Consider the following 23479-nt stretch of genomic DNA (forward strand, 5'->3'; position numbering starts at 1 on the left):
CGTCTTGCCCTTGGCGAGGCGACGCCGGCCAACGACTGTCGCGGCAGCCGCTCCGAACAGAATGAGCATCGGCGGCGCGGGCACGTCGTGCGGAGGAGGAGGAGGCGGAGGAGGCGGAGGCGGTCCGCCCGAAGTGGTCGAACCGCCCGACGACGAGGAACTGCTCGAGGAAGACGAACTGCTGGTCGAGGACGAGGAACCCGAGGAGGACGAGCTGCTGCTCGACGAAGAGGACGAGCCGCTTGAACCGCCGCTGGAGGTTGTGCCGCCTGACGAACTCGAAGATGAACTGGACGACGACGACGACGAACTCGACGAGGAGGACGACGAGGAGCTGGTCGAAACATTACCCGAGCTGGTCGATGTCGTCGAAGTCACACCTCCCGTGGTCGAAGTTACGCCGCCCGTGGTCGAGGTCACGCCGCCCGTGGTCGAGGTTACGCCGCCGCTCGAACTGGACGTCGAAGTGGAGCCGCCCGTCGTCGTGGAGGTCAGGCCGCCGGTCGAGGTCGAGGTCGATCCGCCGCTGGTCGTGGAACTGATCACGACGTTTCCTCCGCCGCCACCGCCGCCACCGAAGAAACCGCCGAAGAAGCCGCCGCCGAAACCGCCCAGCGGCCCGCCGCCGATCACCACCGGCACGCCGCCACCGCTGCCGCCGACCGGCGGCTGGGGGGCCGGCGGGATGTAAGGAGGCGGAAGCGGCACCATGGCCATTTCAGGCTGTTCGCAGCAGGTCCTCTTGATGATCTTGCGCACGCGCTTGGTTTCGCGCGGAAGTTCCCTCTTCACCACGCGCTTGACCGGCTTGGGCTGAGCGACCTTGGCCTGCTTGACCTTGCGGTACTGCACTTCCTTGGAAGGGGTTTCCGCCACGTGGACGGCGCCGCCCCCAATGATGGCGCAGCCTGCCGCGCAGGCAGACAATTTTGCAAGGGCCATCCGAACCGACATAAGCGAAGCTCTCTTTGTTCCGTTTGGTCTTTGCGGCTGCCTGAATGGCTAACCGACCAGTCCATCTGGCACAGAGAACACGCAGAAAGCTTAACGCGACAACGGCGTTAACCGTGAATCGGGCGTCCCGAAGCGGGAAACGCGGTTAATTAATCATCAAGCCCCAAGGCCTGTACCGAAACGGGACTGCCAGATGCCGATTCTGTAAACGTCTCCGACGCTTTTTCGAAGCTAGTCAGTCGATTGCTCCGAATCGAAAAGCCCGCCCTGCGGCCCTGCGGGCGGCGTCAATCCCAGATGCTTCCAGCCCAGATCGTTGAGGCAACGCCCGCGCGCTGTGCGCGCGACGAGGCCGAGCTGGATCAGATAGGGCTCGATCACCTCCTCGATCGTGTCGCGCGGCTCCGAGAGGCCCGCGGCCAGCGTCTCGACGCCAACCGGACCGCCCTTGTAGATGTCGGCGATCATGTGGAGGTAGCGCCGGTCCTGCGCATCGAGGCCGATCGAATCGACTTCGAGCCGGGTGAGCGCATCGTCGGCAATGGCGCGGGTAATGACATCGCTTCCCGCGACATGTGCGAAGTCGCGCACCCGGCGCATCAGCCGCCCGGCCACGCGCGGCGTTCCCCGCGAACGGCGGGCGATCTCGGTCGCCCCGCCCTTGTCCATGCCGATGCCCAGCAGTCCCGCGCCGCGCGTGACGACATGTTCAAGCTCGGGCACGGTGTAGAACTGCAGGCGCACGGGGATGCCGAAACGGTCGCGCAAGGGCGTCTGCAGCAGCCCCTGCCGGGTCGTCGCGCCGATCAGGGTGAAAGGCGGCAGGTCGATTCGCACCGAGCGCGCGGAAGGCCCCTCGCCGATGATGAGATCGAGGGCACGGTCCTCCATCGCCGGATAGAGCACTTCCTCTACCACCGGGTTTAGCCGGTGAATCTCGTCGATGAACAGGACGTCCCCCTGTTCCAGATTGGTCAGCAGCGCGGCGAGGTCGCCCGCTTTCGCGATCACCGGGCCGGAGGTGGCACGAAAGCCCACGCCCAGTTCGCGCGCGACGATCTGCGCCAGCGTGGTCTTGCCCAGCCCCGGAGGGCCGAAGAAGAGCACGTGATCCATCGCCTCGCGCCGCGACTTGGCAGACTCGATGAAGATGCGCAGGTTGTCCTTGGCGCCCGCCTGTCCGACGAACTCCTCAAGCGTCTTGGGACGCAGCGCCGCGTCGGCATCCTCGGGCTGACGGGACGAAGTGAGGATGGGGTTATCGGTCATGACCTGGCCGCTTGGGGTGGAATGGACCCTGAAACAAGTTCAGGGTGAGGTGCCGGGGTAATTCCTGAAGTCACCCCGCAGCCCTCTTGAGGGCCACGCGAACGATGGCGTTGAGGTCGGCGTCATCGCCCAGTTCGCCCATCGCATGAGCCACTGCGGCGCTGGCGATGGCGGGCTTGAAGCCGAGGTTCTGCAGCGCGGAGACCGCATCGGCGCTGACCGAACCTGCGGGCGCTGCTGACGTCGCCACACCCGGGGAGCCCGGCGCGGTCGGCATGCCGCCGGCCTTTTCCTTCAGCTCGTTGACGATCCGGCTTGCCAGTTTCGGCCCGACGCCATTGGCCCGAGCGACCATCGCGGCGTCACCGCCGGCGCAAGCGCGCTGCAGTTCCTCGGTGTTGAGGGCCGAGAGGATCGCAAGCGCCACCTTTGAACCGACGCCCTGCACGGCCGTCAGCAGGCGGAACCAGTTGCGCTCTGCCGCGCTGGCAAAGCCGATGAGGCGCTGGTCGGTTTCGGACACCTGCATTTCGGTATGGACGACCACCCTGTCGCCGCGAATGCCAAGATGCTCGAGCGTGCGGGCCGAGCAATGGACGAGGTATCCCACCCCGTTGACGTCGATGATCGCCCAGTCCGGGCCGGTATCGTCGAGCAGACCTGTAAGCTTGGCGATCATGGTTTGTTCCTATGGCACAAGGGCGAGTCGCGCCGCAAGCGCAAAGGCGGAAGAGCCGTGGATCACCCCCGACGCAATGCGGTGACAAGCCCGCCGGCGAGGACTAAGCATGGGTGCGATGGGGCAAGATCGGGCTGACCGGACATCGGGGCAGGAACGGGGGGAACGCGTGTCCCCGGGCTGGAAGCTGCTCGTCGTCCTCACCCTGATCGCAGCGCTGGCCCTGCGGGTGCGGGCGTTCTCGCTTTACGACATCGCCTACTCGGACGAACTGCTCCAGTATCTCGAGCAGGCCAACCGGTTCGTGACCGGTCATGGCGTAGTCCCCTGGGAATGGCGCGTGGGCCTGCGCAATGCGCTGATCCCGCAAGTGCTTGCCCTGCCCGTCTGGCTCGGCCACGCGCTTGGCCCCGGCACCATGCTGCCCGTCGCCATCGCCCGCGCGGCATTCCTGGCACTGAACCTGCTGGTCCTGCCCGCGGCCTATCGTCTTGGCGCCCTCCACTCGCGCGCCGCCGCACTGGTTGCGCTCTTCGCAGCGTCGGTCTGGTGGGAAAGCGTGCTTTTCAGCGAGTTGATGCTGGCCGAAAGTCTGGGCGCCGCGCTCATGCTGCCGGGCGCGGCCTTGCTCCTCGATCGGCGCACCTCGCGGCGCGCGCTCGTGCTGAGCGGGCTGCTGCTGGGCCTCGCCGTGCTGGTGCGCATGCAATACGCGGTTTTTGCCGGCGTTCTGGCGCTGGCCGCCCTGCGCGTGGACCGTGGGCGCTGGGTGCCTGTCATGCTCGGCGGACTGGCCGCGCTACTGGTCGGCGCGGCAAGTGACCTCGCCGCCGGATTGCCGCCGTTCGGCTGGGTCGTGGTCGGCATATCCAAGAACATCGGCGAAGGCATCGCCGCGCGCTTCGGCACTTCACCGCCGCTTGCCTACCTCGGGATGCTCCAGCAGCATCTCTGGCCGGTCTTCGCCCCGGCGCTGGTGGGAGCGGTGCTGGCCGGACGGCGCTATCGACCGCTCATGCTGGCAACACTGGCCAACCTGATCGTGCACAGCCTGATCGGCCACAAGGAATACCGCTTCGTCTGGCTGACGACGCTGACCATCGTCATCCTGTCCGCCATCGCCCTCGTGCGCCTTGCCGACTGGCTGACGAATCGGCGCGGACAGGAACCCGGGAGCTTGCGCAGCGCCGCCATTCTTTGCGGCGCCATCGCCCTGCTGTCCGCCTTTTCCGCCACCATGACCGGCGGAGCGAGTGCCTGGCGCGGCGGCGGCGCGATTCCCCGCCTGGCCGGATTGGCGGCACAGGACCCCAAGGTCTGCGGCATCGCCATCGCCTACGAGTTCAAGAGCCACGTTGTGCCTGCGCTGCTGCCCCGCCGCGTACCGCTGATGCTGGCGCCCGAAGGTGTCCTGTCCGGCAACCGGCCGCTCTCTCCGGGCCTTGCTGCGGCGGCCGACGCGCTGGTTCTCAACGCGGACACGCCGGTGCCGCAGCAATACGAGCGCCGCGCCTGCCTGCCGCTTGCAGGGGACAGTCCTTGCCTATTCGTGCGCCCGGGCACCTGCACCCAAGATACTCGCGACAGCTATCAGCAGGCGATTGCCCGAAACGGCATGTAGGAACCGGCCCGCCGCCAGCGCTCAGCGGTGGCTGCCGAGCATATTGGCGTGGGTGATCGCCACGGCGAGAGCGTCGGAGGCGTCTTCGCCGGCCAGCTTAACGCCGGGCAGCAGCACCTTGAGCATGGCCTGGATCTGCGCCTTCTCAGCCCCGCCAGTGCCGACGAGCGCCTTCTTGACGACCTTGGTCGAATATTCGGCGACGGGCATCCCGGCGCGCGCCAGCGAGAGCATGGCAACGCCGCGCGCCTGACCGAGCTTGAGCGTGGACTGCGGGTTCACGTTGACGAAGACTTCCTCCACCGCGCCCGCATCCGGCCGGTGGTGGAGAATCACATCGGTCAGGGCCGCGTCGAGTTCGACAAGGCGGTCGGCCATCGCCGCCTTGGCATCGGTGCGGATCTGCCCGTTGGCAACGTGGCTGAGCCTGCTGCCCGACTTGGCGACGATGCCCCAGCCAGTGCAGGTCAGGCCCGGATCGAGGCCGATGATGATCATGACGGCGGTGCGCCCGGGACCGGGCTTTCGGGCAGGACGCGATTATCCGCCCGGTGCCGGATCAACCCAGTTGTTCCATGACCTCGTCTGAGATCTCGTAGTTGCCCCAGACGGTCTGGACATCGTCGTCATCGTCCAGCGTGTCGACCAGCTTGAGCAGGGTCGAAGCGGTATCGGCGTCGACGTCGACCTTGATGTTGGGCTTCCACGCCAGCTTGACGCCTTCGGCCTCGCCCAGCGCCTTTTCCAGTTCGCGGGCGACTTCGTGCAGGTCCTCCACCGCAGTCCAGACCGAGTGACTTTCCTCGTCGCTTTCGACGTCCTGCGCACCGGCCTCGATCGCGGCTTCGAGGACCTTGTCCTCATCGCCCACCGAACCGGGGTACTCGATCAGGCCGAGACGTTCGAAGCCGTGGGAAACCGCGCCGCTGGCACCGAGGTTGCCGCCGTTCTTGGAGAAGGCGGTGCGTACGTTGGTGGCCGTGCGGTTGCGATTGTCGGTCAGCGCCTCGACGATGAGGGCGACGCCGCCGGGGCCGTAACCTTCGTAGCGCACTTCCTCGTAGTTCTCGCCATCGTTCTTGCTGGCCTTGTCGATCGCGCGCTGGATGTTGTCCTTGGGCATCGACTGCGCCTTGGCCGCGTTGACGGCGGCGCGAAGGCGCGGATTCATGTCCGGATCGGGCATGCCCATCTTGGCTGCGACGGTGATTTCGCGCGAAAGCTTGGAGAACATCGCCGAGCGCTTTTTGTCCTGCGCCCCCTTGCGATGCATGATGTTCTTAAACTTGGAATGGCCTGCCATGGGTCCGCCCGTTATTTCGTTATGGATCGCCGGAACCGGTTCCCGGCGGGAAAGATCGCGCGCCCTTACAACAGGCGCATGGCCAAGGGCAACCGCCCCCGATGCCCTCAGACGACGACGGCCGTGCCCGAGCAGCTGACCATCAGCATCGATCCGCTTTGCCCGATCACCTCGTAGTCGAGGTCGACGCCGACCACGGCATTGCCGCCCAGCTTCACGGCCTCCGCTTCCATTTCCGCCAGCGCTTCCTTGCGGGCGCGCTGCAGCACCTGCTCGTACTTGCCCGAGCGGCCGCCGACGATGTCGGTGATCGAGGCGAAGAGATCGCGGAAGATGTTCGCGCCGACGATGACCTCGCCGGTGACGATGCCCAGGTAGTGCTGGACGGGACGGCCTTCGACGGCAGGCGTGGTCGTGACGATCATTCGGCTCTCTCCTCGGCCTTGGGCTTGTTGCGCATGCCTAGCGCAAGCCGGGGCCGAGGTCAGCCTCGATCGTCACTTTCCCGCTGCGCGGCAGCTGCCGCGCAGGCCGATCAGTCGATGCCGAGCGCGGCCTTGTAGGTATCGAGAATCATGTCCATCTCGCGGCGGTCGTCGGGCTTCATCTTCCGCAGGCGCACGATCTGGCGCATGATCTTGACGTCGTAACCCACGGCCTTCGCCTCGTTGTAGACGTCGCGGATATCGTCCGAGATGCCCTTCTTTTCCTCTTCGAGGCGCTCGACGCGCTCGATCAGCAGGCGCAGGCGATCGTCGGTGGTTTCGGCCATTGGGTGTCAGCTCCGGAAACTGGGATGGTGAATCGATTGGTCGGGGCTGATAGCCGCAGCCGGAGATTCGGGCAAAGCCGGACCTGTGGAAATTGCAGGCGCCGAGTAAAGCCCGCGCGCGAGCGGCCTGCCGCCCGCGCACCAGCGTTCAGTGCGATCCGCCGTTCTTCTTCAGGCTTTCCTCCATCCGGGCGAGCTGTTCGGGCGTCGCCTCGGTCTGGTACTTGTCCTTCCATTCGGCGAAGGGCATGCCGTGGATCAGCGCACGCGCCTCGGCCTTGTCGCCTGCGAATCCCGCATCGCGGATCCAGTCGGCAAGGCAATTGCGGCAAAAGCCCGCAAGCCCCATCAAATCGATGTTTTGCGCATCGTGACGCTGCTGCAGATGGCGCACCAGACGGCGGAACGCTGCCGCCGCGATTGCGTCGTCAAGGTCTGCGATTTCGTATTCTTGGGTCATATCCCTACCATTCGTCCTTGGTTTGTAACCTGCCCTTTGCCATATGACCGGGCAACTTCGAAAGAGGCAGAAACGACTTGGCCAACCTCCCCAACCGTCGATCCCCGCATCACCGCGGCATCAAACGCGCACGCAAGGTCAAGATCCTGGCGACGCTCGGCCCCGCCAGCCGCGACAAGGAGACCATCGCCAAGCTGCTGAAAGCCGGGGCCGACGCCTTCCGCGTCAACATGAGCCACGGCGATCACGAAACCCACCGCGAGACCATCGCCAACATCCGCGCGGTCGAAAAGGACCTGATGCGCCCGGTCGCGGTCCTGTGCGACCTGCAGGGACCGAAACTGCGCGTCGGCCAGTTCGAGGGCGGCAAGGCCTTCATCCGCCACGGCGCGCACTTCACCCTCGATCGCAATCCCGAACCGGGCAACGACGAACGCGTCTGCCTGCCGCATCCCGAACTGTTCGGCCTGCTCGAAAAGGGCCAGCGCCTGCTGATCGACGACGGCAAGCTGCGCCTTGTCGTCCTGCGCGCCGAACCGGACGCGATCCTGTGCAGCGCCGAAGTCGGCGGGCAGATCTCGGACCGCAAGGGCGTGAACATTCCCGATGCCATCGTCCCGGTCCCGGCACTGACCGAGAAGGACCGGCGCGACCTCGCCTTCGCAGTCAAGGAAGGCGCCGACTGGATCGGCCTCTCCTTCGTCCAGCGCCCCGAAGACGTCGCCGAAGCGCGGCGCCTGATGGGCGGCCACGGCGCGCTGATGGCCAAGATCGAAAAGCCCGCCGCGGTGGAGAGCCTGAACGAGATCATCGAGCTGTCCGACGGCATCATGGTCGCGCGCGGCGATCTGGGCGTCGAACTCAATCCCGAGGAAGTGCCGCCGATCCAGAAGCGCATCATCGAAATCACGCGCGGTCACGGCAAGCCTGTCGTCGTCGCCACGCAGATGCTGGAATCGATGATCACCAGCCCCTCGCCGACCCGCGCGGAAGTTTCCGACGTTGCCAACGCGGTCTACGACGGCGCCGACGCGGTCATGCTCTCGGCAGAGACGGCAGCAGGCCAGTGGCCGGTAGAGGCAGTGACGATCATGGACCGCATCGCATCGCAGGTCGAAGGCGATTCGACCTACAACGCGCGCGTCCATCTTGCGCAGACGCCGCCCGATGCCACGACCGCCGACGCGCTTTCGGCTTCGTGCGCGACCATCGCCGACACGCTGCCGATCGAGGGAATCATCGTCTTCACCGGTTCGGGCGGCTCGGCCCGCCGCGTGGCCCGCGAACGCCCCGCCGCGCCGATGCTGGTGCTCACCCCCTCGCAGAAGACGGCCCGCCGCCTCGCCCTGCTGTGGGGGGCGCACACCGTCTCGACCCGGGACATCGGCAGCTTCGAGGAGATGATCGCCAAGGGCAAGCGCATGGCCCTGCGCCATGGCTTCGGCGCCGGCGGATCGCGCCTCGTCACCCTGGCGGGCGTACCTTTCGGCGTTCCCGGCTCGACCAACCTGCTGCATGTCGTGACCCTGACCGGCAACGAACTCGACACGCCCAAGTAAGCCTGACCCACACATGGCATTGCATACATTGTGGATCTACGCGGTCGCGGTCTTCCTGCTGAGCGCGACCCCGGGACCGAACATGCTCCACGTCCTCTCGCGCAGCGTCGAGCTGGGCATTAAGCGTACCGTGGCGACGATGGCCGGCTGCCTGCTCGGACTCGTCACCCTGCTGGCCGCTTCTGCGGTCGGCCTGGGCGCGCTGCTCCATGCGCTGCCGGGCGCCTTCACCACGCTTCGCGTCGCGGGCGCGGCTTACCTGCTGTTCCTGGCGGTCAAGGCATGGCGCGCGCCGGTTCGCGAGGACGAAACCGAAACCCAGGACCTGCGGCCCGAAGTTTCATGGCAGGCCCTGTTCCGTGGCGGCTACGCGATCTCGATCAGCAATCCCAAGGCGATCGTCTTTGCCGCCGCCTTCCTGCCGCAGTTCATCGACCCGGCCCTTGCGCAAGTGCCGCAGTTCGCGATTCTCGTCGGCGTCTTCGCGGTGATCGAGGCGTTCTGGTATTCGGTCTATGCGGGAAGCGGCCGCGCGCTCTCGCGCCACCTCAACCGCGCCGGCGTGAAGCGCGCGTTCAACCGGCTGACCGGCGGGCTGTTCGCCGGCTTCGGCCTGTCGCTGCTGGCCTTCCGCGCAACCTGAATCTGGTCCTCCCCCGCGAGGGGGAAGGCTTCACCGGTTCAGCCGCGCGCACCGAACAGGGCGCTGCCCACGCGTACGTGCGTTGCGCCGAGCATAACCGCGGTCTCAAAATCGTCGCTCATGCCCATGCTGAGCTGGTCCAGTCCATTCTCGGCGGCGATCTTGGCGAGCAGCGCGAAGAACGGCGCCGCCTCGATACCCAGCGGCGGCACGCACATCAGGCCGACGACCGGGATCTGCGCTTCGCGCGCGGAGGCCAGCAGCGCCGGCACTTCGGCAATCGCGCACCCGCCTTTCTGCTCCTCCTCGCCGATGTTCACCTGCACGAAGCACGGCACCTGCCGGCCCAGCTTGTCCATCGCCTTGCCGAGCGCCGACACCAGCGAGGGACGATCGAGCGAATGGATGCAGTCGAACAGCTGCACGGCGTCTTCCGCCTTGTTCGACTGCAGCTGCCCGACGAGGTGGAGCTGCACCCCTTCGTAGCGTTCGCGCAGCTCGGGCCACTTGGCCTGCGCTTCCTGCACCTTGTTCTCGCCGAAGACGCGCTGGCCTTCCTCGATCAGCGGAACGATCCGCTCGGCCGGGTGGGTCTTGGAAATGGCGATGAGCTCGACGGCCCCGGGCTTGCGGTGCGCAATCGTCGCGGCATGGGCGATCCTGGCCCGGACGGTCTGCAGGGGAGTAAGGTCTGGTTGATCCATGGGCCGCTGCTATAGCGATTGCGTGCCGATCCGCTACCCGCCTCTTTCCGTGAACCTGCCCGACATATGGCTAATCAGCGACGAGCGCATCGACGCGCAGCTACCTCAAGCTCTTTCACGGCTGCCGCGCGGGTCCGGCTTCGTCTTTCGCCATTACCACCTGCCGCCCGCCCACCGCCGCACCCGCTTCGAGGAGCTGGCGCGCATCGCCCGGCGGTACGGGCATGTCGTCGTGCTTTCCGGCACACCGCGCGAAGCCGGGCGATGGCAGGCCCACGGAGCCTACGGTGCGCCGCGAAGGCTTGCGGGCGGCCCCGCCACCTTGCGCCTCGCCACAGTCCATTCGCTGCGCGAACTGGCGCAGGCAAGCCGCACGCGCGCCGATGCCGTGCTGCTTTCGCCGGTCTTCCCGACCCGCTCGCATCCAGGCGCGAGCCACCTCGGGCAGGTGCGTTTTCACCTCATGGCTGCCCGCTCAGGCGTGCCGGTCATTGCCTTGGGCGGAATGAACGCCCATCGGGCACGCTCTGCCCGGATCGGGAAATGGGCCGCGATTCAGGGACTTGCAAAATCGCCCACAAAGTCGTTCCCGATCCATTCTTGACGGCGAGTCCCGCCGAAGCGCATTATCACGACCTGTAATCAGGGGAATTCCGAATGGCCACACGGCCCATGGCGCCCGGACGGCGCATCGCCAAGCCGGACTGGCGCGCAGTCTTGAGGCGCAGCCTGCGCCGCGCATCCGAACTGAGCGGTGCGGTGGTCCTGTTCGCGGCCATGGCGTTCCTCGCGCTGGCGCTGCTGAGCTATCACCAGACCGACCCATCCGCCTCGACCGCCGCGGGCGGCGACGTGCAGAACTGGATGGGGGCCGCCGGCGCATGGGTGGCCGAGCGCGCGCTGTTCTTCTTCGGGCCGGTTTCGGCGCTGTTCGTGCCCCTGCTCTATGTCTTCGCCCGCAAGCTGTGGCTGCTGGTCGAGGAAGACGACAACGAAATCGAGCATTCCAACCAGCGCTGGTGGCGGCCCGTGGGGATGCTCGCCTTCGCCATGATCCTGGTGGCAACGGTGCTCTCGCTGTGGATCGACGAGCCGGGCGGCACCCTGCCCGCATCCTGGGGCGGGATCACCGGCCTGCTCGGAGCCAAGGCGATCACGGCCATTGCCGGATTCGCGCCCGATGCCGTGGACGGATGGATCAAGCTGGCACTGGCGCTGGTCTTCCTGGCCTGCGGCATCGCGCTGATCGGCAAGGTCTTCGCGATCGACTGGGTGCGCCTGCTCACCCTGCCCGGCCGCATCGGCCAGGTTCGCGATGCCCTGCCCAAGCCTGCGAAGCGCACCGCCGCGCGTGAGGCGACTGGCGAAGCCGACGCGGAAGTCGAGACGGCCAAGCCCGAAGCGCCCGCCCCGCGCGCTGCCGCCCCGGCGCCGCTCAACGAACCGGCCCGCAAGGCTCCCCAGATCGTCGATCCGACGACACCCGCGCGCCCGGCGCAGCTGGGCACCGGCAGCCAGCAGAAGGACTTGTTCGACCAGTACCAGCTGCCACCGCTCGACATCCTCGCCGATCCACCGGCCAATGCCGGCCCGAAGATCGACAAGCTCAGCCTCGAGCGCAACGCGCGCCTGCTGGAAACCGTGCTCGACGACTTCAACGTCAAGGGCGAGATTACCGCCGTGCGCACCGGCCCGGTCGTCACCATGTACGAACTGGAACCGGCCCCGGGCATCAAGGCCAGCCGCGTGATCGGCCTGGCCGACGACATCGCCCGCAACATGTCGGCGATCTCCGCGCGCGTCTCCTCGATCCCGGGCCGCACGGTGATGGGCATCGAGCTTCCCAACGCCGACCGCCAGATGGTGTCCTTCAAGGAAATGGTCGGCTCGGAGAACTTCGCCCACCACAAGGGCATGCTGCCGATCATCCTGGGCAAGGACATCGCCGGCGAACCCGTCGTCGCCGATCTTGCCACGATGCCCCACCTGCTCGTTGCCGGCACCACCGGCTCGGGCAAGTCGGTCGGCCTCAACTGTATCCTGCTCTCGCTGCTCTACCGGATGACCCCGGCGCAATGCCGCCTGATCCTCGTCGACCCCAAGGTCCTCGAACTCAAGAGCTACGACGACATTCCGCACCTGCTCTCGCCGGTGGTCACCGAACCGCCCAAGGCGGTGCGTGCGCTCAAGTGGGCAGTCGAGGAAATGGAGCGCCGCTATCGCCAGATGAGCGAGATCTCGGTGCGCAATCTCGCCAGCTTCAACGAGAAGGTCCGCGCCGCCGCGGCCAAGGGCAAGCCGCTGGGCCGCCGCGTCCAGATCGGTTTCGACCCGGAAACCGGCGAGGAACTCTACGAGGAAAACCAGCTCGACTACGAAGTGCTGCCGCAGATCGTCCTGATCGTCGACGAGCTGGCCGACCTCATGGTCACCGTCGGCAAGGAAATCGAAGTGCTGATCCAGCGCCTCTCGCAAAAGAGCCGCGCGGCGGGCATTCACCTGATCATGGCCACGCAGCGTCCCTCGGTCGACGTCATCACCGGCGTCATCAAGGCCAACCTGCCCACGCGTATTTCCTTTGCCGTGACCAGCCGCATCGACAGCCGCACGATCCTGGGCGAACAGGGCGCCGAACAGCTGCTGGGCAAGGGCGACATGCTCTACAAGCCCAACACCGACCCGATCAAACGCGTCCACGGCCCCTTCGTCTCGGACGAGGAAGTCGAACATGTCGCCGACTTCTGGCGCACGCAGGGCAAGCCGGAATACATCGACGCCGTCACCGAAGAGCCCGAAGAAGGCAGCTTCGGCTTCGACGATCTCAACGCCACCGCCTCGGACAATCCCGAGGAGCGCAAGTACCTGCAGGTCTGCCAGCTCGTGTTCGAGAACCAGAAGGTTTCGGTCTCGTGGCTCCAGCGCCAGATGGGCGTAGGATACAACACCGCGGCCAAGTGGGTGGAGCGCATGGAGAACGACGGTTACGTCGGCCCGGCCAATCACGTCGGCCGCCGCGACATCTATCGCGACGAGAACGGCAACCCGCTGTAACTGCGAAGCGGGTCGGCCGCGGGGGTCTTGCCCCCTCGACAGGCCGGTTTGAGCGGGGCAGCTCAAGGCAGGCGGGGTGTGGTGACCGGGTGCCGCGCTGTAAAGCGTTCCGCCCGGGGCCCGCTCATCCCGCGCTTATGGAACCATACACCCCGGCACTCCGATCGGCCTTCCACCCGCGACAAACCACGCCTACCGCACGCCGAACGGCAAGTCGGCGCTAGATTCCCGGGCGCCGGCCACTACATAGACCCCAACCAGTTCTCACCCAACCTGCCGGAAAGACCCAGATGGAACAACATGCGCAGGACTTCCTGCTGAGGGACGGCTTCCTGCTGCTCGGCACTGCGCTGGTCTTCGTCCTGCTGTTCCGGCGGCTGGGCCTGGGCGCGACCCTGGGTTACCTGCTCGCCGGAGCGATCCTCGGGCCTTACGAGCTCGACCTGATCGGCGACCCCGAAAGCAAGATCGGCATTGCCGAGCTGGGCATCACCCTGCTGCTCTTCGTCGTCGGCCTCGAACTGGCACCCCGGCGACTGTGGCGCATGCGGCACGAAATCTTCGGGCTGGGCCTGCTGCAAGTCGCACTGTGCGGGCTTGCGGTTTCGGCGGTGATCCATGTCTTTGCCGGCTTCACCATCGAGGCCTCGCTGGCGCTGGGCCTGCCGCTCGGACTGTCATCGACGGCGCAGGTCCTGCCGATGCTGCAAAGCGCGGGCCGCCTGCACACCCCGTTCGGCGAGCGCGCCTTTGCAGTGCTGCTCTTCCAGGATCTCTCGATCATCCCGCTGATCACGATCATCGCGGCGATGAACCGCAATCCCAACCTGCCGGAAGGCCCTCCGGGCTGGCAGCTGGCGCTGCTGACGGTTGCCGCCATCGTCGGGCTGATCGCGGCGGGGCGTTTCGTCATCCGTCCGCTGTTCCGCCTGATCGGCAACCTCGGCGAGCGCGAGATGTTCGTCTTCGCCGCGCTGTTCACGGTGATTGCCTCGGCCGCGCTGATGCAGTGGCTTGGCCTTTCGACCGCACTGGGCGCCTTCATCGCCGGTGTCATGCTGGCCGACTCGCCCTATCGCCACGAACTGGAAGCGGACGTCGAGCCGTTCCGCTCGATCCTGCTGGGTCTGTTCTTCATGTCGGTTGGCATGATGCTCGACCTTTCCGCCATCGCCGAGCGGCCGCTGTTCGTCGCGGCCATGGCAACGGCGCTGATCGCGGTAAAGGCGACGATCATCTTCGCGCTGGGACTGGCTTTCCGGATGAACTGGCGCAGTGCGCTGGCCCTTGGCCTGTTGCTCAGCCAGGGGGGCGAATTCGGCTTCGTCCTGTTCGCGCAGGCGCAGAATGCGTGGCTGATCGAACCGCAGGCAGCCAGCCTGTTCAGCGCCATCGTCACCCTGTCGATGATCACCACCCCGTTCCTGATGATGGCAACGCGGCCCTTTCGCGAAACTCCGGCGGGCCGGAAGGAGCGCGAGGCCCCGCAAGAGGACGGTGCCAGCGCATTGGTGGTCGGTTACGGACGCTTCGGCCAGACCGTAGCGCAAATCCTGATCGCCGCCGAAATCCAGGTAACGCTCATCGACAACGATATCGAAATGATCGACCGGGCAGGCTCCTTCGGGGCCAAGGTCTACTTCGGCGATGGCACGCGGCTCGACCTGCTGCGACAGGCAGGCGCGGCCAATGCGCAGATGATCCTCTTCTGCATCGATGGCGACCAGTTGACCGACACCTTCCTGCATGCCGTTCATGCCGCCTTCCCCGAAGCGCAGATCCATGCCCGCGTCTTCGATCGCCGCACGCTGCTGCGGCTCAAGGACACTCCAGTGAAGTTCATGGCCCGCGAGGTGATCGAATCGGCCGTCGTCCTCGCCCGCTCCGCGCTCGACGGACTGGGTGTCTCGCTCGAGGACATCGACAAGGCCGAAGGCGACTATCGCCGGAATGACAAGGAAAGGCTTTCCCTCCAGCGCGAAGCCGGAGACCTGCGCGTCGCGCACGACCGGATTTTCACCCAGCCGACGCGCGACAGGTCCTGAACGCACCGGTGCCCTGAACCTGCGCGGTCGGTCAGGCGCCGGGTACCGCGTATCCCTCGAAGCGCTTGATCCGCCGCAGCGAGAAGCTGGTGCGCATCGACGAGACGCCGGGAAGACGCGCGAGGCAATCGCGGTGGATCCGGTCATAGTGGTCGAGGTCGACCGCAGCCACGCGCAGCTGATAGTCGGCCGCGCCCGACATGAGGTGGCATTCGAGGATCTCGTCGAAGTCGCACACGGCGCGCTCGAACCGGTCCATCGCCTCACGGCTCTGGCTGTTGAGGGTGATTTCGACGAAGACTTCCACCGACAGGCCGAGTCGCCGGGCGTCGACGCGGGCAGCATAACCAAGGATCAGTCCCTGCTCTTCCAGCGACCGGATGCGCCGGTGGCAGGCAGAGGACGACAGGTTCACGCGTTCGGCCAGATCGGCAAGCGAACGCGACGAATCCGCCTGTAGCGCGGCAAGCAAGGCGCGATCGGCCCTGTCCATGGGATATTTTCCCTACTTCTGTTCAAAGATGGAATATTATCCCACCTATCCACATCCGCAAGGGCAATTTTGGTGAAACATTGCTGCTGTTCGGGTGTATTTTCCCATGCAGGAAATCATCGATGCTGGAGACGAACCATGCGCGTCGGAACTGTCCGGGAAATCAAGAATCACGAATACCGCGTCGGCCTCACCCCCGAATCTGCATGCGAACTTGTTGCGCATGGTCACGAGGTCTGGGTCGAGAAATCCGCAGGACTGGGCATCGGCGCCGCCGATAGCGCCTATGCCGCTGCGGGCGCCAGGATCATCGACACCGCGGCCGAGGTCTTCGCCGGCTGCGAAATGATCGTGAAGGTGAAGGAACCCCAGGCCGTCGAGCGCGCTATGCTGCGCGAGGGTCAGATCCTTTACACGTACCTCCACCTCGCTCCCGACCCGGAGCAGACCGCCGATCTGGTGAAGTCGGGCGTCACCGCCATCGCCTACGAGACGGTCACGGGCCCGGGTAACTCGCTTCCCCTGCTCAAGCCGATGAGCCAGGTCGCGGGCCGCATGTCGGTGCAGGCCGGCGCCACCGCGCTGGAGAAAGCCCATGGCGGCCGCGGCGTCCTGCTCGGCGGCGTTCCGGGCGTGATGCCGGGCAAGGTCGCGGTCATCGGTGGCGGCGTGGTCGGTTTCAATGCGGCGCAGATGGCCGTGGGCCTTGGTGCCGATGTCACCATCCTCGACCGCAACCCCGACGTTCTCGAGCGTCTCGGCATCTATTTCGAGGCCCGCGCCAAGACCCGCTTCTCGAGCACCGCGAATCTGGCCGAGACCATTGCCGAAGCCGACCTCGTGATTGGCGCCGTCCTGATCCCCGGCGCGGCTGCCCCCAAGCTCGTCACCCGCGACATGCTCTCCACGATGAAGACCGGCGCCGTGCTCGTCGATGTCGCCATCGACCAGGGCGGTTGCTTCGAGACCAGCCACCCCACTACGCACGACGACCCGACCTTCACGGTCGACGGCATTGTCCACTACTGCGTCGCCAACATGCCGGGCGCCGTTGCGCGCACCAGCACTTACGCGCTCAACAACGTGACCCTGCCCCACGCCCTGGCCATCGCCAACCTGGGCTGGAAGCAGGCCCTTGCCGACGATCCGCATCTGGCCAACGGGCTCAACGTCCATGCCGGCCAGATCACCTACGAGGCGGTCGCCAGCGAACTGGGCTACGACTACACCTCGCCGCAAACCGTCCTGGGTTAAGAAAAATCACTAGAAATTAACCGTATTTTCAGTGAGCTCCGGCATTCCTTACGAATGATCCGGAGCCGCTGGAAATTGCTGTTGAGCCTGCTCCTGCTCGCATGGGCAGGACTGGCATCGGCTGCGCCTGTCGGACACGAATTTCCCATCGGTTCGACCTGTTTCGCATCCGGAACGCTGCAAACGAGCTACCGCGAGATCGCGCAGGACCGCTCGCGCTGGACTTGCCAGCCCGGCGGCGCCTCCATCGTCGGCCAGCGATCCTTCGTCCGCTTCGACATGCACGGGCGCAAGGCCATCGAAAACCCGGTGCTGACCACACGCCTGACGCTGTTTTCGGCCATGCGCGTCACTGCCATCGGCACCAGCGGTGAAATCCGCAGCCTCGCTTTCGGCCGCGATGACATGGCTTTCGCGACCGATGACTGGCTCATGCGCGTGGCCCTGCCCCGCCTGTCGCAGCCGGTCGCCTCCTATGTCGCCGAGTTCGACCTGCCCCGCCACGTGGGAGTCCTGACCGCCGCGAGCGTCGGCCCTGCCCCCAGGGCCATGGATGTCGGACGCTCGGAGCTGGTCATCGCCTGGCTGTGCGGCCTGCTGTGCGTTCCCCTCGTCCTGAACTTCGCGTTCTTCCGCGTCCTGCGCCAGCGCTTCGTGCTCTGGCATGCGGCGGCAGTGCTGTTCATGCTCATCCAGACCGTCGTCAGCAGCGGCCTCATCAACCGCTTCGTCTCGCTATCGATGATGGAACTGAGCGTCCTGTCGGCGGGCAGTTGGGGCATGGCGATAACCACCGCATCGCTGTTCATCAGCGACCTGATCGAACCGGGCAAGCTCGACCGTATCCAGGTTACCATGCTGCGCTGGCTGGGCCCCTGGGTCATCGCCTGGAGCTACATCTATCTCTTCGCGGCCGATCCGATCCGGCCGCTCTCGGCCCAGGGGTATCTGGCGAGCTACGTCCCTGTGATACTGGTCTTCGCATGGGCCTTCATGACCGCGGCCAGCCGCGGCAGCCGGGCGATCCTGTTCCAGATCGTCGCCTGGGCGCCGATGATGCTGACCGGCGCCCTGCGCATCCTTTCCGCCCTCGGCCTGTTCGAAGTGCCGATCGAACTGATGCTCGAGCAGCACATCTCGATCGGCTTCGAAGTCGTGGTCACCTCGATCGGCGTGGCCGACCGCTTCATGGCGATCAAGCGTCAGCGCGACCATGCACTGGCCCATACCAAGATCCTCGAAGGTCTGGCTGCGCGCGATCCGCTGACCGGCCTCTATAACCGGCGCGGAATCGAGGAACGCTTCGACGACCTGACTGAAGAGGGCTTTGCCACGATGGCCCTGCTCGACCTCGATCACTTCAAGGTGATCAACGACACCATGGGCCATGCCACCGGCGATGCCGTGCTGCAGGCGGTCGCCGTCGCGCTCGGGGCTGACGAGGACACCCTGGCGGTGCGCATCGGCGGCGAGGAATTCCTCCTTCTCCTGCGCGGCAAGGACGGTCCCGAACGCGCGGAACGCCGCCGCAAGTCGATCCCGGCCCGCATCGCCGCCGAGATACCCGGCCTCGACCGCCTGGTAACCGCGAGCATGGGCATGGTGACCTGCACTTCGCCGGTGCGGTTCTCTGAACTCTACAGCCGCTGCGACCACCTGCTTTACGAGGCCAAGGCGGCAGGCCGGAACCGGACCGAACGCGAGGTCCTGACCCCGCAGCCCCTGCGCGAGACCGGCGCGACCGTGGTCAACTTGCGCTGAAGCAGTCGACCACTTCAGCCGGAACCCGCATGATCCGGCCGCTGGCAATATCGATCATCGCCCATGTCGTGCGCGCCGATACGATCACCTTGCCCTTGGCATTGCGAAAGTCGACGCAGCGGTCGAAACGCGCGCCGCTCGGCCCATCGGGAATGAAAGTCTCCGCGGTCACGCTTTCGCCTTCGCGGATATTGCCGCGATAGTCGATCTCGTGGCGGGTCACGACCCAGGCATAACGCTCCTGGTGTTCGGGCAGTGCATCGGCCTCCCAGTGGGCGGTCGCAATCGCTTCCATCCACTGCACCCAGACCGCGTTGTTGACGTGGCCCATCACGTCGATGTGTTCGGCCTCGGCGGTAAAGGTGCAGGTAAACCGGTCGCTCAAACCTCCACTCCGAGCTGCCACAGGATAAAGGCGAATTCCTCCGCTGTTTCCTTCAGGCTTTCGAACCGGCCCGACTTGCCGCCGTGCCCGGCACCCATGTTGGTCTTGAGGATCAGTTCGTTGCCGTCGGTCTTCAACTCGCGCAGCCGCGCGACCCACTTGGCCGGCTCCCAGTAAGTCACGCGCGGGTCGTTGAGACCGGCGGTGACCATGATCGGCGGATAGGCCTGCGGCTTGACCTGGTCATAGGGGGAATAGCTCAGGATCAGTTCGAAGGCGGCCCGGTCCTCGATCGGATTGCCCCATTCCGGCCATTCGCCCGGCGTAAGCGGCAGGCTCTCGTCGAGCATGGTGTTGAGCACGTCGACGAAAGGCACGTGGGCGACGACCGCCCCGAACAGGTCGGGATCGGAATTGACCACCGCGCCCATCAGCTCGCCGCCGGCCGAACCGCCCGAGATCGAGATCTTGCCCGGCGCCGTGAAGCCGCGCTCCACCAGACCCCTGGCGACGTCGACGAAGTCGTTGAAGGTGTTGGTCCGCCGCTCCAGCTTGCCCGCCTTGTACCAGGCACGGCCGAGATCGTCGCCGCCGCGGATATGGGCGATGGCGAAGGCGAAGCCGCGATCGACAAGGCTGAGACGCGAGGTCGAGAACCCTGGCTCGATGGCGATGCCATATGCGCCGTAGCCGTAGAGGTGGAGCGGCCCCGCCCCGGTCCGGTCACGGCGATAGACCAGGCTGACGGGAACCGCGGTCCCGTCGCGCGCGGTGATTTCCAGCCGCTCGGTCGCATAGAGCGAAGCGTCGTAGCCCGAGGGAATTTCCTGCACCTTGAGCGTCTCGAGCGTGCGCCCTGCCACGTCGTAGTCATAGACCGTTGCCGGGCTGACCATCGATTCGTAACTCAGCCGCAGCGTATCCATGTGCCATTCGGGATTGTTCGAAAGGCCCGCCGAATAGCTCGCTTCGGGAAAAACGATCGGCTCCACGCGCGCTGGGTCGTCGTAATAGCGGACCTCGATCTGGTCGAGGCCGGCGCGGCGCCCCTCGATCACGTAGAAGTCGCGGAACAGATCGACGCCGGTCAGGTAGAAGTCGTCCGACCCCTCGATCAGCGTCGTCCACTCGCCCGGATTGTCCAGCGGCGCCGTGGCGAGGCGGAAGTTCTCGTGCGTATCGTTGGCATGGATGTAGAGCACGCCCTCGCGTTCATCGACATCGTACTCCACGCCCTTGCTGCGCGGCTTGACGAGGATCTGCTCGCCGAGCGGATCCGCGGTCCGCACCAGCCGCGCCTCGCTCGTCTCGTGATCGCTGGTGCCGATGATCAGCCAGTCCTCGTTCGACGAAAGCGAGGAGCCGACGCGGAAGCCGTCGTCGCTCTCGTGATAGAGCTCCACGTCCTTGTCGAGCGGATCGCCCAGCCAGTGCAGGCGGGCATTGTCGGTGCGCCACTGTTCGTTGGCGAGCGAATAGACGAGGCCCCTGTCATCGCCGACCCAGACCAGCGAAGACAACGTACCGGGGATCTCGTCAGGCAGCAGTTCCCCGGTCTCGAGGTTCTTGATCCGCGCGGTGAAGCGCTCCGATCCGCTGTCATCGAACGAATAGGCCAGCAACCTGCCGCCCTTGCTGACCGAGATCGCGCCGAGACTGAAGTATTCCTTGCCCTCGGCCAGCGAGACTTCGTCGAGGATCAACTGGTCCTCGCCGCCGCCCACGGGCCTGCGCCACCACTTCTTGTACTCCGCGCCTTCCTCGAACTCGATCCAGTAGTGCCAGTCGCCGTCCTTCTGCGGTACCGACTTGTCGGCTTCCTTGATCCGCGCGCGCATTTCCTTGAACAATGTGTCGATTGCGCCCTTGCGATCGGCCATTCGCGCCTCGAACCAGCGGTTCTCCGCTTCCAGGTGCGCCAGCACTTCCTTGTCGGTGACCTGCGGATAACCGGGGTCGCGCAGCCAGGCGTAGTCGTCGGAGACGCTCAGCCCGTGGTACGTGAAGGAATGCGGCTTCTTTGCCGCCTGGGGAGGACCTGCAACGGTCTGGGTGGAATCTGCCATGTCTCGCATCTATGTTGGCGCAATGCCCCCCGCAAGTCGGATACCGAAACCATGTTGATGAATACCCATGAAGCGCGCCTCGATGCGCTGCGCAAGGAACTCAAGTCGCGCGGCCTCGATGGCTTCGTCATCCCGATCTCCGACGAACACATGAGCGAGTACGTCGGCGCCTATGCCCAGCGCCTCGCCTGGCTGACCGGCTTCGGCGGCTCGGCCGGAACCGCAGTCGTGCTGACCGATCCCTCGCTGGAACCGGCGGCGGCCATGTTCGTGGACGGCCGCTATACCCTGCAGGTGCGCGACCAGGTCGACGGGCGCCTATACGCTTATGAGAGCGTGCCCCAGACCAGCATCGCCAAGTGGCTGGAAACCCACGCCCCGCATGGCGCGAACATCGGCTACGACGCCTGGCTGCACGGCCAGCGCTGGGTCGATGCGGTCGACAAGGCGCTCGCGGCCAAGGGCGGCAAGGTCACTCCGGTCGAAACCAATCCGATCGATTCCATCTGGGAAGACCAGCCCGCACCATCGCCCGCCCCTGCGCTCGTCCATCCCGACGCGTTCACCGGCCAGGCGAGCGAAGCCAAGCGCGGCGCGGTTTCCGAATGGCTCGGCGAACGCCATATCGATGCAGCGGTGATCACCGCGCTCGATTCGATTGCCTGGCTGCTCAACATTCGCGGTACCGACGTCGAGCGCACGCCGGTGGCGCTGTCCTATGTGATCGCCCATGCCGACGGCACCGCGGACCTGTTCATCGCCGAGGAGAAGGTGACGCCCGAGCTGCGCCAGCACCTTGGCAACGCCGTGCGCATCCGGCCGCGCGACCGGTTCGTCGCGGGGCTGGAAAGCCTGTCCGGCAAGCGCGTCGCCGTCGACCCCGAGCGCGCCGTCAGCGCAATCTTCGAGACGCTGCGCCTCGGCGGCGCCGAAGTGGTCGAGGAACGCGATCCCACCGTCCTGCCCAAGGCGATAAAGAACCCGGTCGAACAGCAGGGCCACCGCGACGCTCAGGCCCGCGACGGCGCCGCCGTATCGCAGTTCCTGCACTGGCTATCGCTCGAAGCCCCCAAGGGCACGGTCAGCGAAATGACGGCGGCCGACCGGTTGCAGGCCTTCCGCCAGTCCTGCGGCGACTTGCGCGACCTATCGTTCGACACGATTTCCGGGGCCGGCCCCAACGGCGCAGTGGTGCATTACCGCGTCTCGGAAGAGACCAACCGTACGCTCGAGCCGAATAGCGTCTATCTCGTCGATTCCGGCGGCCAGTACCCGGACGGCACGACCGACATTACCCGCACCGTCTGGGTCGGCCCCGGCGAGCCCCCGGCAGAGGTCAAGGACCGCTTCACCCGCGTCCTCAAGGGCCACATCGCGCTGGCCCGCGCGGTTTTCCCGCAAGGCACCGCCGGAAGCCAGCTCGACGTGCTGGCGCGCCAGTTCCTCTGGACCGCCGGGCTCGACTATGCCCACGGCACCGGCCACGGCGTCGGCTCGTTCCTCTCGGTCCACGAAGGGCCGCAGCGCATCGCCAAGTCGGCGGGAGGCCAGGGCGGAACCGACCAGTCGCTGATGCCCGGCATGATCATATCGAACGAGCCGGGCTACTACAAGACCGGCGAATATGGCATCCGCATCGAGAACCTCGTGCTGGTCGAACCGCGCGCAATCGACGGCGCGGAAGGCCAATTCTACGGCTTCGAGACGCTCACCCTGGTCCCGATCGAGCGCCGCCTGGTCGATAGGGCCCTTTTCACACGCGACGACGTGGCCTGGTGGAACGCCTACCATGCCCGCGTTCTCGAAGTGGTCGGGCCGCAGCTTGAAGGCAGCGCCAAGGCCTGGCTCGAAGAACAATGCGCGCCGCTTTGAGGATTTGACGGCTTGCCATGGCGGCGGCCGCTTGCTTCACTCCCCCGGTCCTGCAACCCACCCCAAGGAAGGCAGGGCCGGGAGAATGACCGATGTCTCAAGCGCATGACCTGCGCACCAACCCGATCCATCTCGGGCTCGGTGCCCGGGCACAAGCCCAACCCGTCTTTACCGGCCTCGAATGGTACGAGGCCTATGCAGCGCGCACCCATGCGGACGGCGCCGAGGGGCGGCTGGTCGCCCTTAGCGATTTCACCGGCGACTGGACTTCGTGGGAGGTCCACCCCGAAGGCGACGAAGTCGTCGTGTGCACGGCCGGTGAAATGACCCTGATCCAGGAGCGCGAGGACGGCTCGACCAGCGCACAGGTTCTTGCCGCTGGCGAATATGCGATCAATCCCGCCGGCACCTGGCACACCGCCGACATTGCCGAGGCCGCAACCGCGCTGTTCATCACCTGCGGTCTCGGCACCCTCCACCGGCCCCGCTGAAATCTTGCCTGGCTATGAATGGGCAAGGCGAACTGAGACAATTGGCGACAATAATGGCCTGTCCCGGCATAACTGCGCGACAAGCCCTATCTAGAAG

At 66.0% G+C, this 23479-nt stretch carries 22 protein-coding genes; 11 read left to right on the forward strand and 11 right to left on the reverse strand.

Annotated elements, in window-relative coordinates; translation table 11 throughout:
* The first annotated feature begins 61 nt into the window (after nucleotides 1–61).
* The gene (locus tag JI59_RS27370; protein WP_007012913.1) at nucleotides 62–691 is read left to right on the forward strand and encodes a hypothetical protein; all 630 of its coding nucleotides are present in this window, start codon (nucleotides 62–64) and stop codon (nucleotides 689–691) included.
* A gap of 494 nt (nucleotides 692–1185) precedes the next feature.
* On the opposite strand, the gene ruvB is transcribed toward JI59_RS27370, so the two are convergent.
* Together ruvB and ruvA are read right to left on the reverse strand one after the other, a co-directional pair.
* On the reverse strand, nucleotides 1186–2223 hold the full coding sequence (gene ruvB / locus JI59_RS09740; protein WP_007012912.1) for a Holliday junction branch migration DNA helicase RuvB: 1038 nt from the start codon (nucleotides 2221–2223) through the stop codon (nucleotides 1186–1188).
* 70 nt (nucleotides 2224–2293) lie between these two features.
* Nucleotides 2294–2902, reverse strand: coding sequence for a Holliday junction branch migration protein RuvA (ruvA, locus tag JI59_RS09745; RefSeq protein WP_007012911.1), 609 nt, complete (start codon nucleotides 2900–2902; stop codon nucleotides 2294–2296).
* A 169-nt stretch (nucleotides 2903–3071) separates the two neighbouring features.
* Here ruvA and JI59_RS09750 point away from each other — a divergent pair, with 169 nt between their 5' ends.
* Entirely contained in the window at nucleotides 3072–4523 is a 1452-nt protein-coding gene (locus tag JI59_RS09750) for a glycosyltransferase family protein (RefSeq protein WP_238532513.1), read from the forward strand.
* 21 nt (nucleotides 4524–4544) lie between these two features.
* On the opposite strand, the gene ruvC is transcribed toward JI59_RS09750, so the two are convergent.
* From ruvC to JI59_RS09775, 5 genes are all read right to left on the reverse strand, one after another.
* On the reverse strand, nucleotides 4545–5021 hold the full coding sequence (gene ruvC, locus JI59_RS09755) for a crossover junction endodeoxyribonuclease RuvC (RefSeq protein WP_007012909.1): 477 nt from the start codon (nucleotides 5019–5021) through the stop codon (nucleotides 4545–4547).
* A gap of 61 nt (nucleotides 5022–5082) precedes the next feature.
* The gene (locus tag JI59_RS09760; protein ID WP_007012908.1) at nucleotides 5083–5826 is read right to left on the reverse strand and encodes a YebC/PmpR family DNA-binding transcriptional regulator; all 744 of its coding nucleotides are present in this window, start codon (nucleotides 5824–5826) and stop codon (nucleotides 5083–5085) included.
* A 107-nt stretch (nucleotides 5827–5933) separates the two neighbouring features.
* Nucleotides 5934–6251 carry a heavy metal-binding domain-containing protein gene (locus JI59_RS09765; RefSeq protein WP_007012907.1) on the reverse strand — a complete coding sequence of 106 codons (318 nt, stop codon included), beginning with the start codon at nucleotides 6249–6251 and terminating at the stop codon, nucleotides 5934–5936.
* 110 nt (nucleotides 6252–6361) lie between these two features.
* Nucleotides 6362–6598, reverse strand: a complete 237-nt coding sequence (locus JI59_RS09770; protein WP_007012906.1) for a DUF2312 domain-containing protein — start codon at nucleotides 6596–6598, stop codon at nucleotides 6362–6364.
* A 148-nt stretch (nucleotides 6599–6746) separates the two neighbouring features.
* Complete coding sequence (locus JI59_RS09775) at nucleotides 6747–7058, reverse strand: DUF1244 domain-containing protein (protein ID WP_007012905.1); 312 nt, start codon at nucleotides 7056–7058, stop codon at nucleotides 6747–6749.
* Between the two features lie 77 nt (nucleotides 7059–7135).
* Here JI59_RS09775 and pyk point away from each other — a divergent pair, with 77 nt between their 5' ends.
* Both pyk and JI59_RS09785 read left to right on the forward strand, forming a co-directional pair.
* A complete protein-coding gene (gene pyk, locus JI59_RS09780) occupies nucleotides 7136–8617 on the forward strand; it encodes a pyruvate kinase (protein ID WP_007012903.1) in 1482 nt (493 codons plus the stop codon).
* A gap of 13 nt (nucleotides 8618–8630) precedes the next feature.
* Complete coding sequence (locus JI59_RS09785) at nucleotides 8631–9260, forward strand: LysE family translocator (protein ID WP_007012902.1); 630 nt, start codon at nucleotides 8631–8633, stop codon at nucleotides 9258–9260.
* 38 nt (nucleotides 9261–9298) lie between these two features.
* Here JI59_RS09785 and JI59_RS09790 read toward each other — a convergent pair whose 3' ends face one another.
* A complete protein-coding gene (locus tag JI59_RS09790) occupies nucleotides 9299–9964 on the reverse strand; it encodes a YggS family pyridoxal phosphate-dependent enzyme (protein WP_007012901.1) in 666 nt (221 codons plus the stop codon).
* Between the two features lie 49 nt (nucleotides 9965–10013).
* Here JI59_RS09790 and JI59_RS09795 point away from each other — a divergent pair, with 49 nt between their 5' ends.
* The 3 genes from JI59_RS09795 (at nucleotide 10014) to JI59_RS09805 (ending at nucleotide 15060) form a co-directional block, all read left to right on the forward strand.
* Nucleotides 10014–10568: a thiamine phosphate synthase gene (locus JI59_RS09795; protein ID WP_007012900.1), complete on the forward strand. Its 555-nt coding sequence runs from the start codon at nucleotides 10014–10016 to the stop codon at nucleotides 10566–10568.
* Nucleotides 10569–10621: 53 nt separating this feature from the next.
* Nucleotides 10622–13015 carry an FtsK/SpoIIIE family DNA translocase gene (locus JI59_RS09800; RefSeq protein ID WP_038575933.1) on the forward strand — a complete coding sequence of 798 codons (2394 nt, stop codon included), beginning with the start codon at nucleotides 10622–10624 and terminating at the stop codon, nucleotides 13013–13015.
* A gap of 290 nt (nucleotides 13016–13305) precedes the next feature.
* On the forward strand, nucleotides 13306–15060 hold the full coding sequence (locus tag JI59_RS09805; RefSeq protein ID WP_007012897.1) for a cation:proton antiporter domain-containing protein: 1755 nt from the start codon (nucleotides 13306–13308) through the stop codon (nucleotides 15058–15060).
* 31 nt (nucleotides 15061–15091) lie between these two features.
* Here the strand turns inward: JI59_RS09805 and JI59_RS09810 are convergent, their stop codons facing one another.
* Nucleotides 15092–15553 carry an Lrp/AsnC family transcriptional regulator gene (locus JI59_RS09810; RefSeq protein WP_007012896.1) on the reverse strand — a complete coding sequence of 154 codons (462 nt, stop codon included), beginning with the start codon at nucleotides 15551–15553 and terminating at the stop codon, nucleotides 15092–15094.
* 138 nt (nucleotides 15554–15691) lie between these two features.
* Between JI59_RS09810 and ald the strand changes: the two genes are divergently transcribed.
* Together ald and JI59_RS09820 are read left to right on the forward strand one after the other, a co-directional pair.
* Nucleotides 15692–16807 carry an alanine dehydrogenase gene (gene ald / locus JI59_RS09815; RefSeq protein WP_007012895.1) on the forward strand — a complete coding sequence of 372 codons (1116 nt, stop codon included), beginning with the start codon at nucleotides 15692–15694 and terminating at the stop codon, nucleotides 16805–16807.
* Nucleotides 16808–16888: 81 nt separating this feature from the next.
* Nucleotides 16889–18568 carry a sensor domain-containing diguanylate cyclase gene (locus JI59_RS09820; protein ID WP_238532512.1) on the forward strand — a complete coding sequence of 560 codons (1680 nt, stop codon included), beginning with the start codon at nucleotides 16889–16891 and terminating at the stop codon, nucleotides 18566–18568.
* Here JI59_RS09820 and JI59_RS09825 read toward each other — a convergent pair.
* The gene (locus JI59_RS09825) at nucleotides 18555–18953 is read right to left on the reverse strand and encodes an acyl-CoA thioesterase (RefSeq protein WP_007012892.1); all 399 of its coding nucleotides are present in this window, start codon (nucleotides 18951–18953) and stop codon (nucleotides 18555–18557) included. The genes JI59_RS09820 and JI59_RS09825 overlap by 14 nt on opposite strands.
* Nucleotides 18950–21028, reverse strand: a complete 2079-nt coding sequence (locus JI59_RS09830) for a S9 family peptidase (RefSeq protein WP_007012890.1) — start codon at nucleotides 21026–21028, stop codon at nucleotides 18950–18952. Before JI59_RS09830 ends, JI59_RS09825 begins: the two co-directional genes overlap by 4 nt.
* A 42-nt stretch (nucleotides 21029–21070) precedes the next feature.
* Between JI59_RS09830 and JI59_RS09835 the strand changes: the two genes are divergently transcribed.
* Entirely contained in the window at nucleotides 21071–22891 is a 1821-nt protein-coding gene (locus JI59_RS09835) for an aminopeptidase P family protein (protein ID WP_174888128.1), read from the forward strand.
* A gap of 92 nt (nucleotides 22892–22983) precedes the next feature.
* Complete coding sequence (locus JI59_RS09840) at nucleotides 22984–23382, forward strand: cupin domain-containing protein (RefSeq protein ID WP_007012889.1); 399 nt, start codon at nucleotides 22984–22986, stop codon at nucleotides 23380–23382.
* The last annotated feature ends 97 nt before the right edge of the window (nucleotides 23383–23479 follow it).

Origin of the sequence: Novosphingobium pentaromativorans US6-1, from assembly GCF_000767465.1 — a bacterium.
Classification (GTDB): Bacteria; Pseudomonadota; Alphaproteobacteria; order Sphingomonadales; family Sphingomonadaceae; genus Novosphingobium; species Novosphingobium pentaromativorans.

Excerpts from the sequence above, each read along its gene's own strand:
- ruvA (WP_007012911.1), bottom strand. The coding sequence starts at position 2,902 with ATGATCGCCAAGCTTACAGGTCTGCTCGACGATACCGGCCCGGACTGG.
- ruvB (WP_007012912.1), bottom strand. The coding sequence starts at position 2,223 with ATGACCGATAACCCCATCCTCACTTCGTCCCGTCAGCCCGAGGATGCC.
- JI59_RS27370 (WP_007012913.1), top strand. The coding sequence starts at position 62 with ATGAGCATCGGCGGCGCGGGCACGTCGTGCGGAGGAGGAGGAGGCGGA.
- JI59_RS09810 (WP_007012896.1), bottom strand. The coding sequence starts at position 15,553 with ATGGACAGGGCCGATCGCGCCTTGCTTGCCGCGCTACAGGCGGATTCG.
- ald (WP_007012895.1), top strand. The coding sequence starts at position 15,692 with ATGCGCGTCGGAACTGTCCGGGAAATCAAGAATCACGAATACCGCGTC.
- JI59_RS09785 (WP_007012902.1), top strand. The coding sequence starts at position 8,631 with ATGGCATTGCATACATTGTGGATCTACGCGGTCGCGGTCTTCCTGCTG.
- ruvC (WP_007012909.1), bottom strand. The coding sequence starts at position 5,021 with ATGATCATCATCGGCCTCGATCCGGGCCTGACCTGCACTGGCTGGGGC.
- JI59_RS09775 (WP_007012905.1), bottom strand. The coding sequence starts at position 7,058 with ATGACCCAAGAATACGAAATCGCAGACCTTGACGACGCAATCGCGGCG.
- JI59_RS09770 (WP_007012906.1), bottom strand. The coding sequence starts at position 6,598 with ATGGCCGAAACCACCGACGATCGCCTGCGCCTGCTGATCGAGCGCGTC.
- JI59_RS09765 (WP_007012907.1), bottom strand. The coding sequence starts at position 6,251 with ATGATCGTCACGACCACGCCTGCCGTCGAAGGCCGTCCCGTCCAGCAC.
- JI59_RS09760 (WP_007012908.1), bottom strand. The coding sequence starts at position 5,826 with ATGGCAGGCCATTCCAAGTTTAAGAACATCATGCATCGCAAGGGGGCG.
- JI59_RS09790 (WP_007012901.1), bottom strand. The coding sequence starts at position 9,964 with ATGGATCAACCAGACCTTACTCCCCTGCAGACCGTCCGGGCCAGGATC.
- JI59_RS09805 (WP_007012897.1), top strand. The coding sequence starts at position 13,306 with ATGGAACAACATGCGCAGGACTTCCTGCTGAGGGACGGCTTCCTGCTG.
- JI59_RS09800 (WP_038575933.1), top strand. The coding sequence starts at position 10,622 with ATGGCCACACGGCCCATGGCGCCCGGACGGCGCATCGCCAAGCCGGAC.
- JI59_RS09840 (WP_007012889.1), top strand. The coding sequence starts at position 22,984 with ATGTCTCAAGCGCATGACCTGCGCACCAACCCGATCCATCTCGGGCTC.
- JI59_RS09830 (WP_007012890.1), bottom strand. The coding sequence starts at position 21,028 with ATGCGAGACATGGCAGATTCCACCCAGACCGTTGCAGGTCCTCCCCAG.
- JI59_RS09835 (WP_174888128.1), top strand. The coding sequence starts at position 21,071 with ATGTTGATGAATACCCATGAAGCGCGCCTCGATGCGCTGCGCAAGGAA.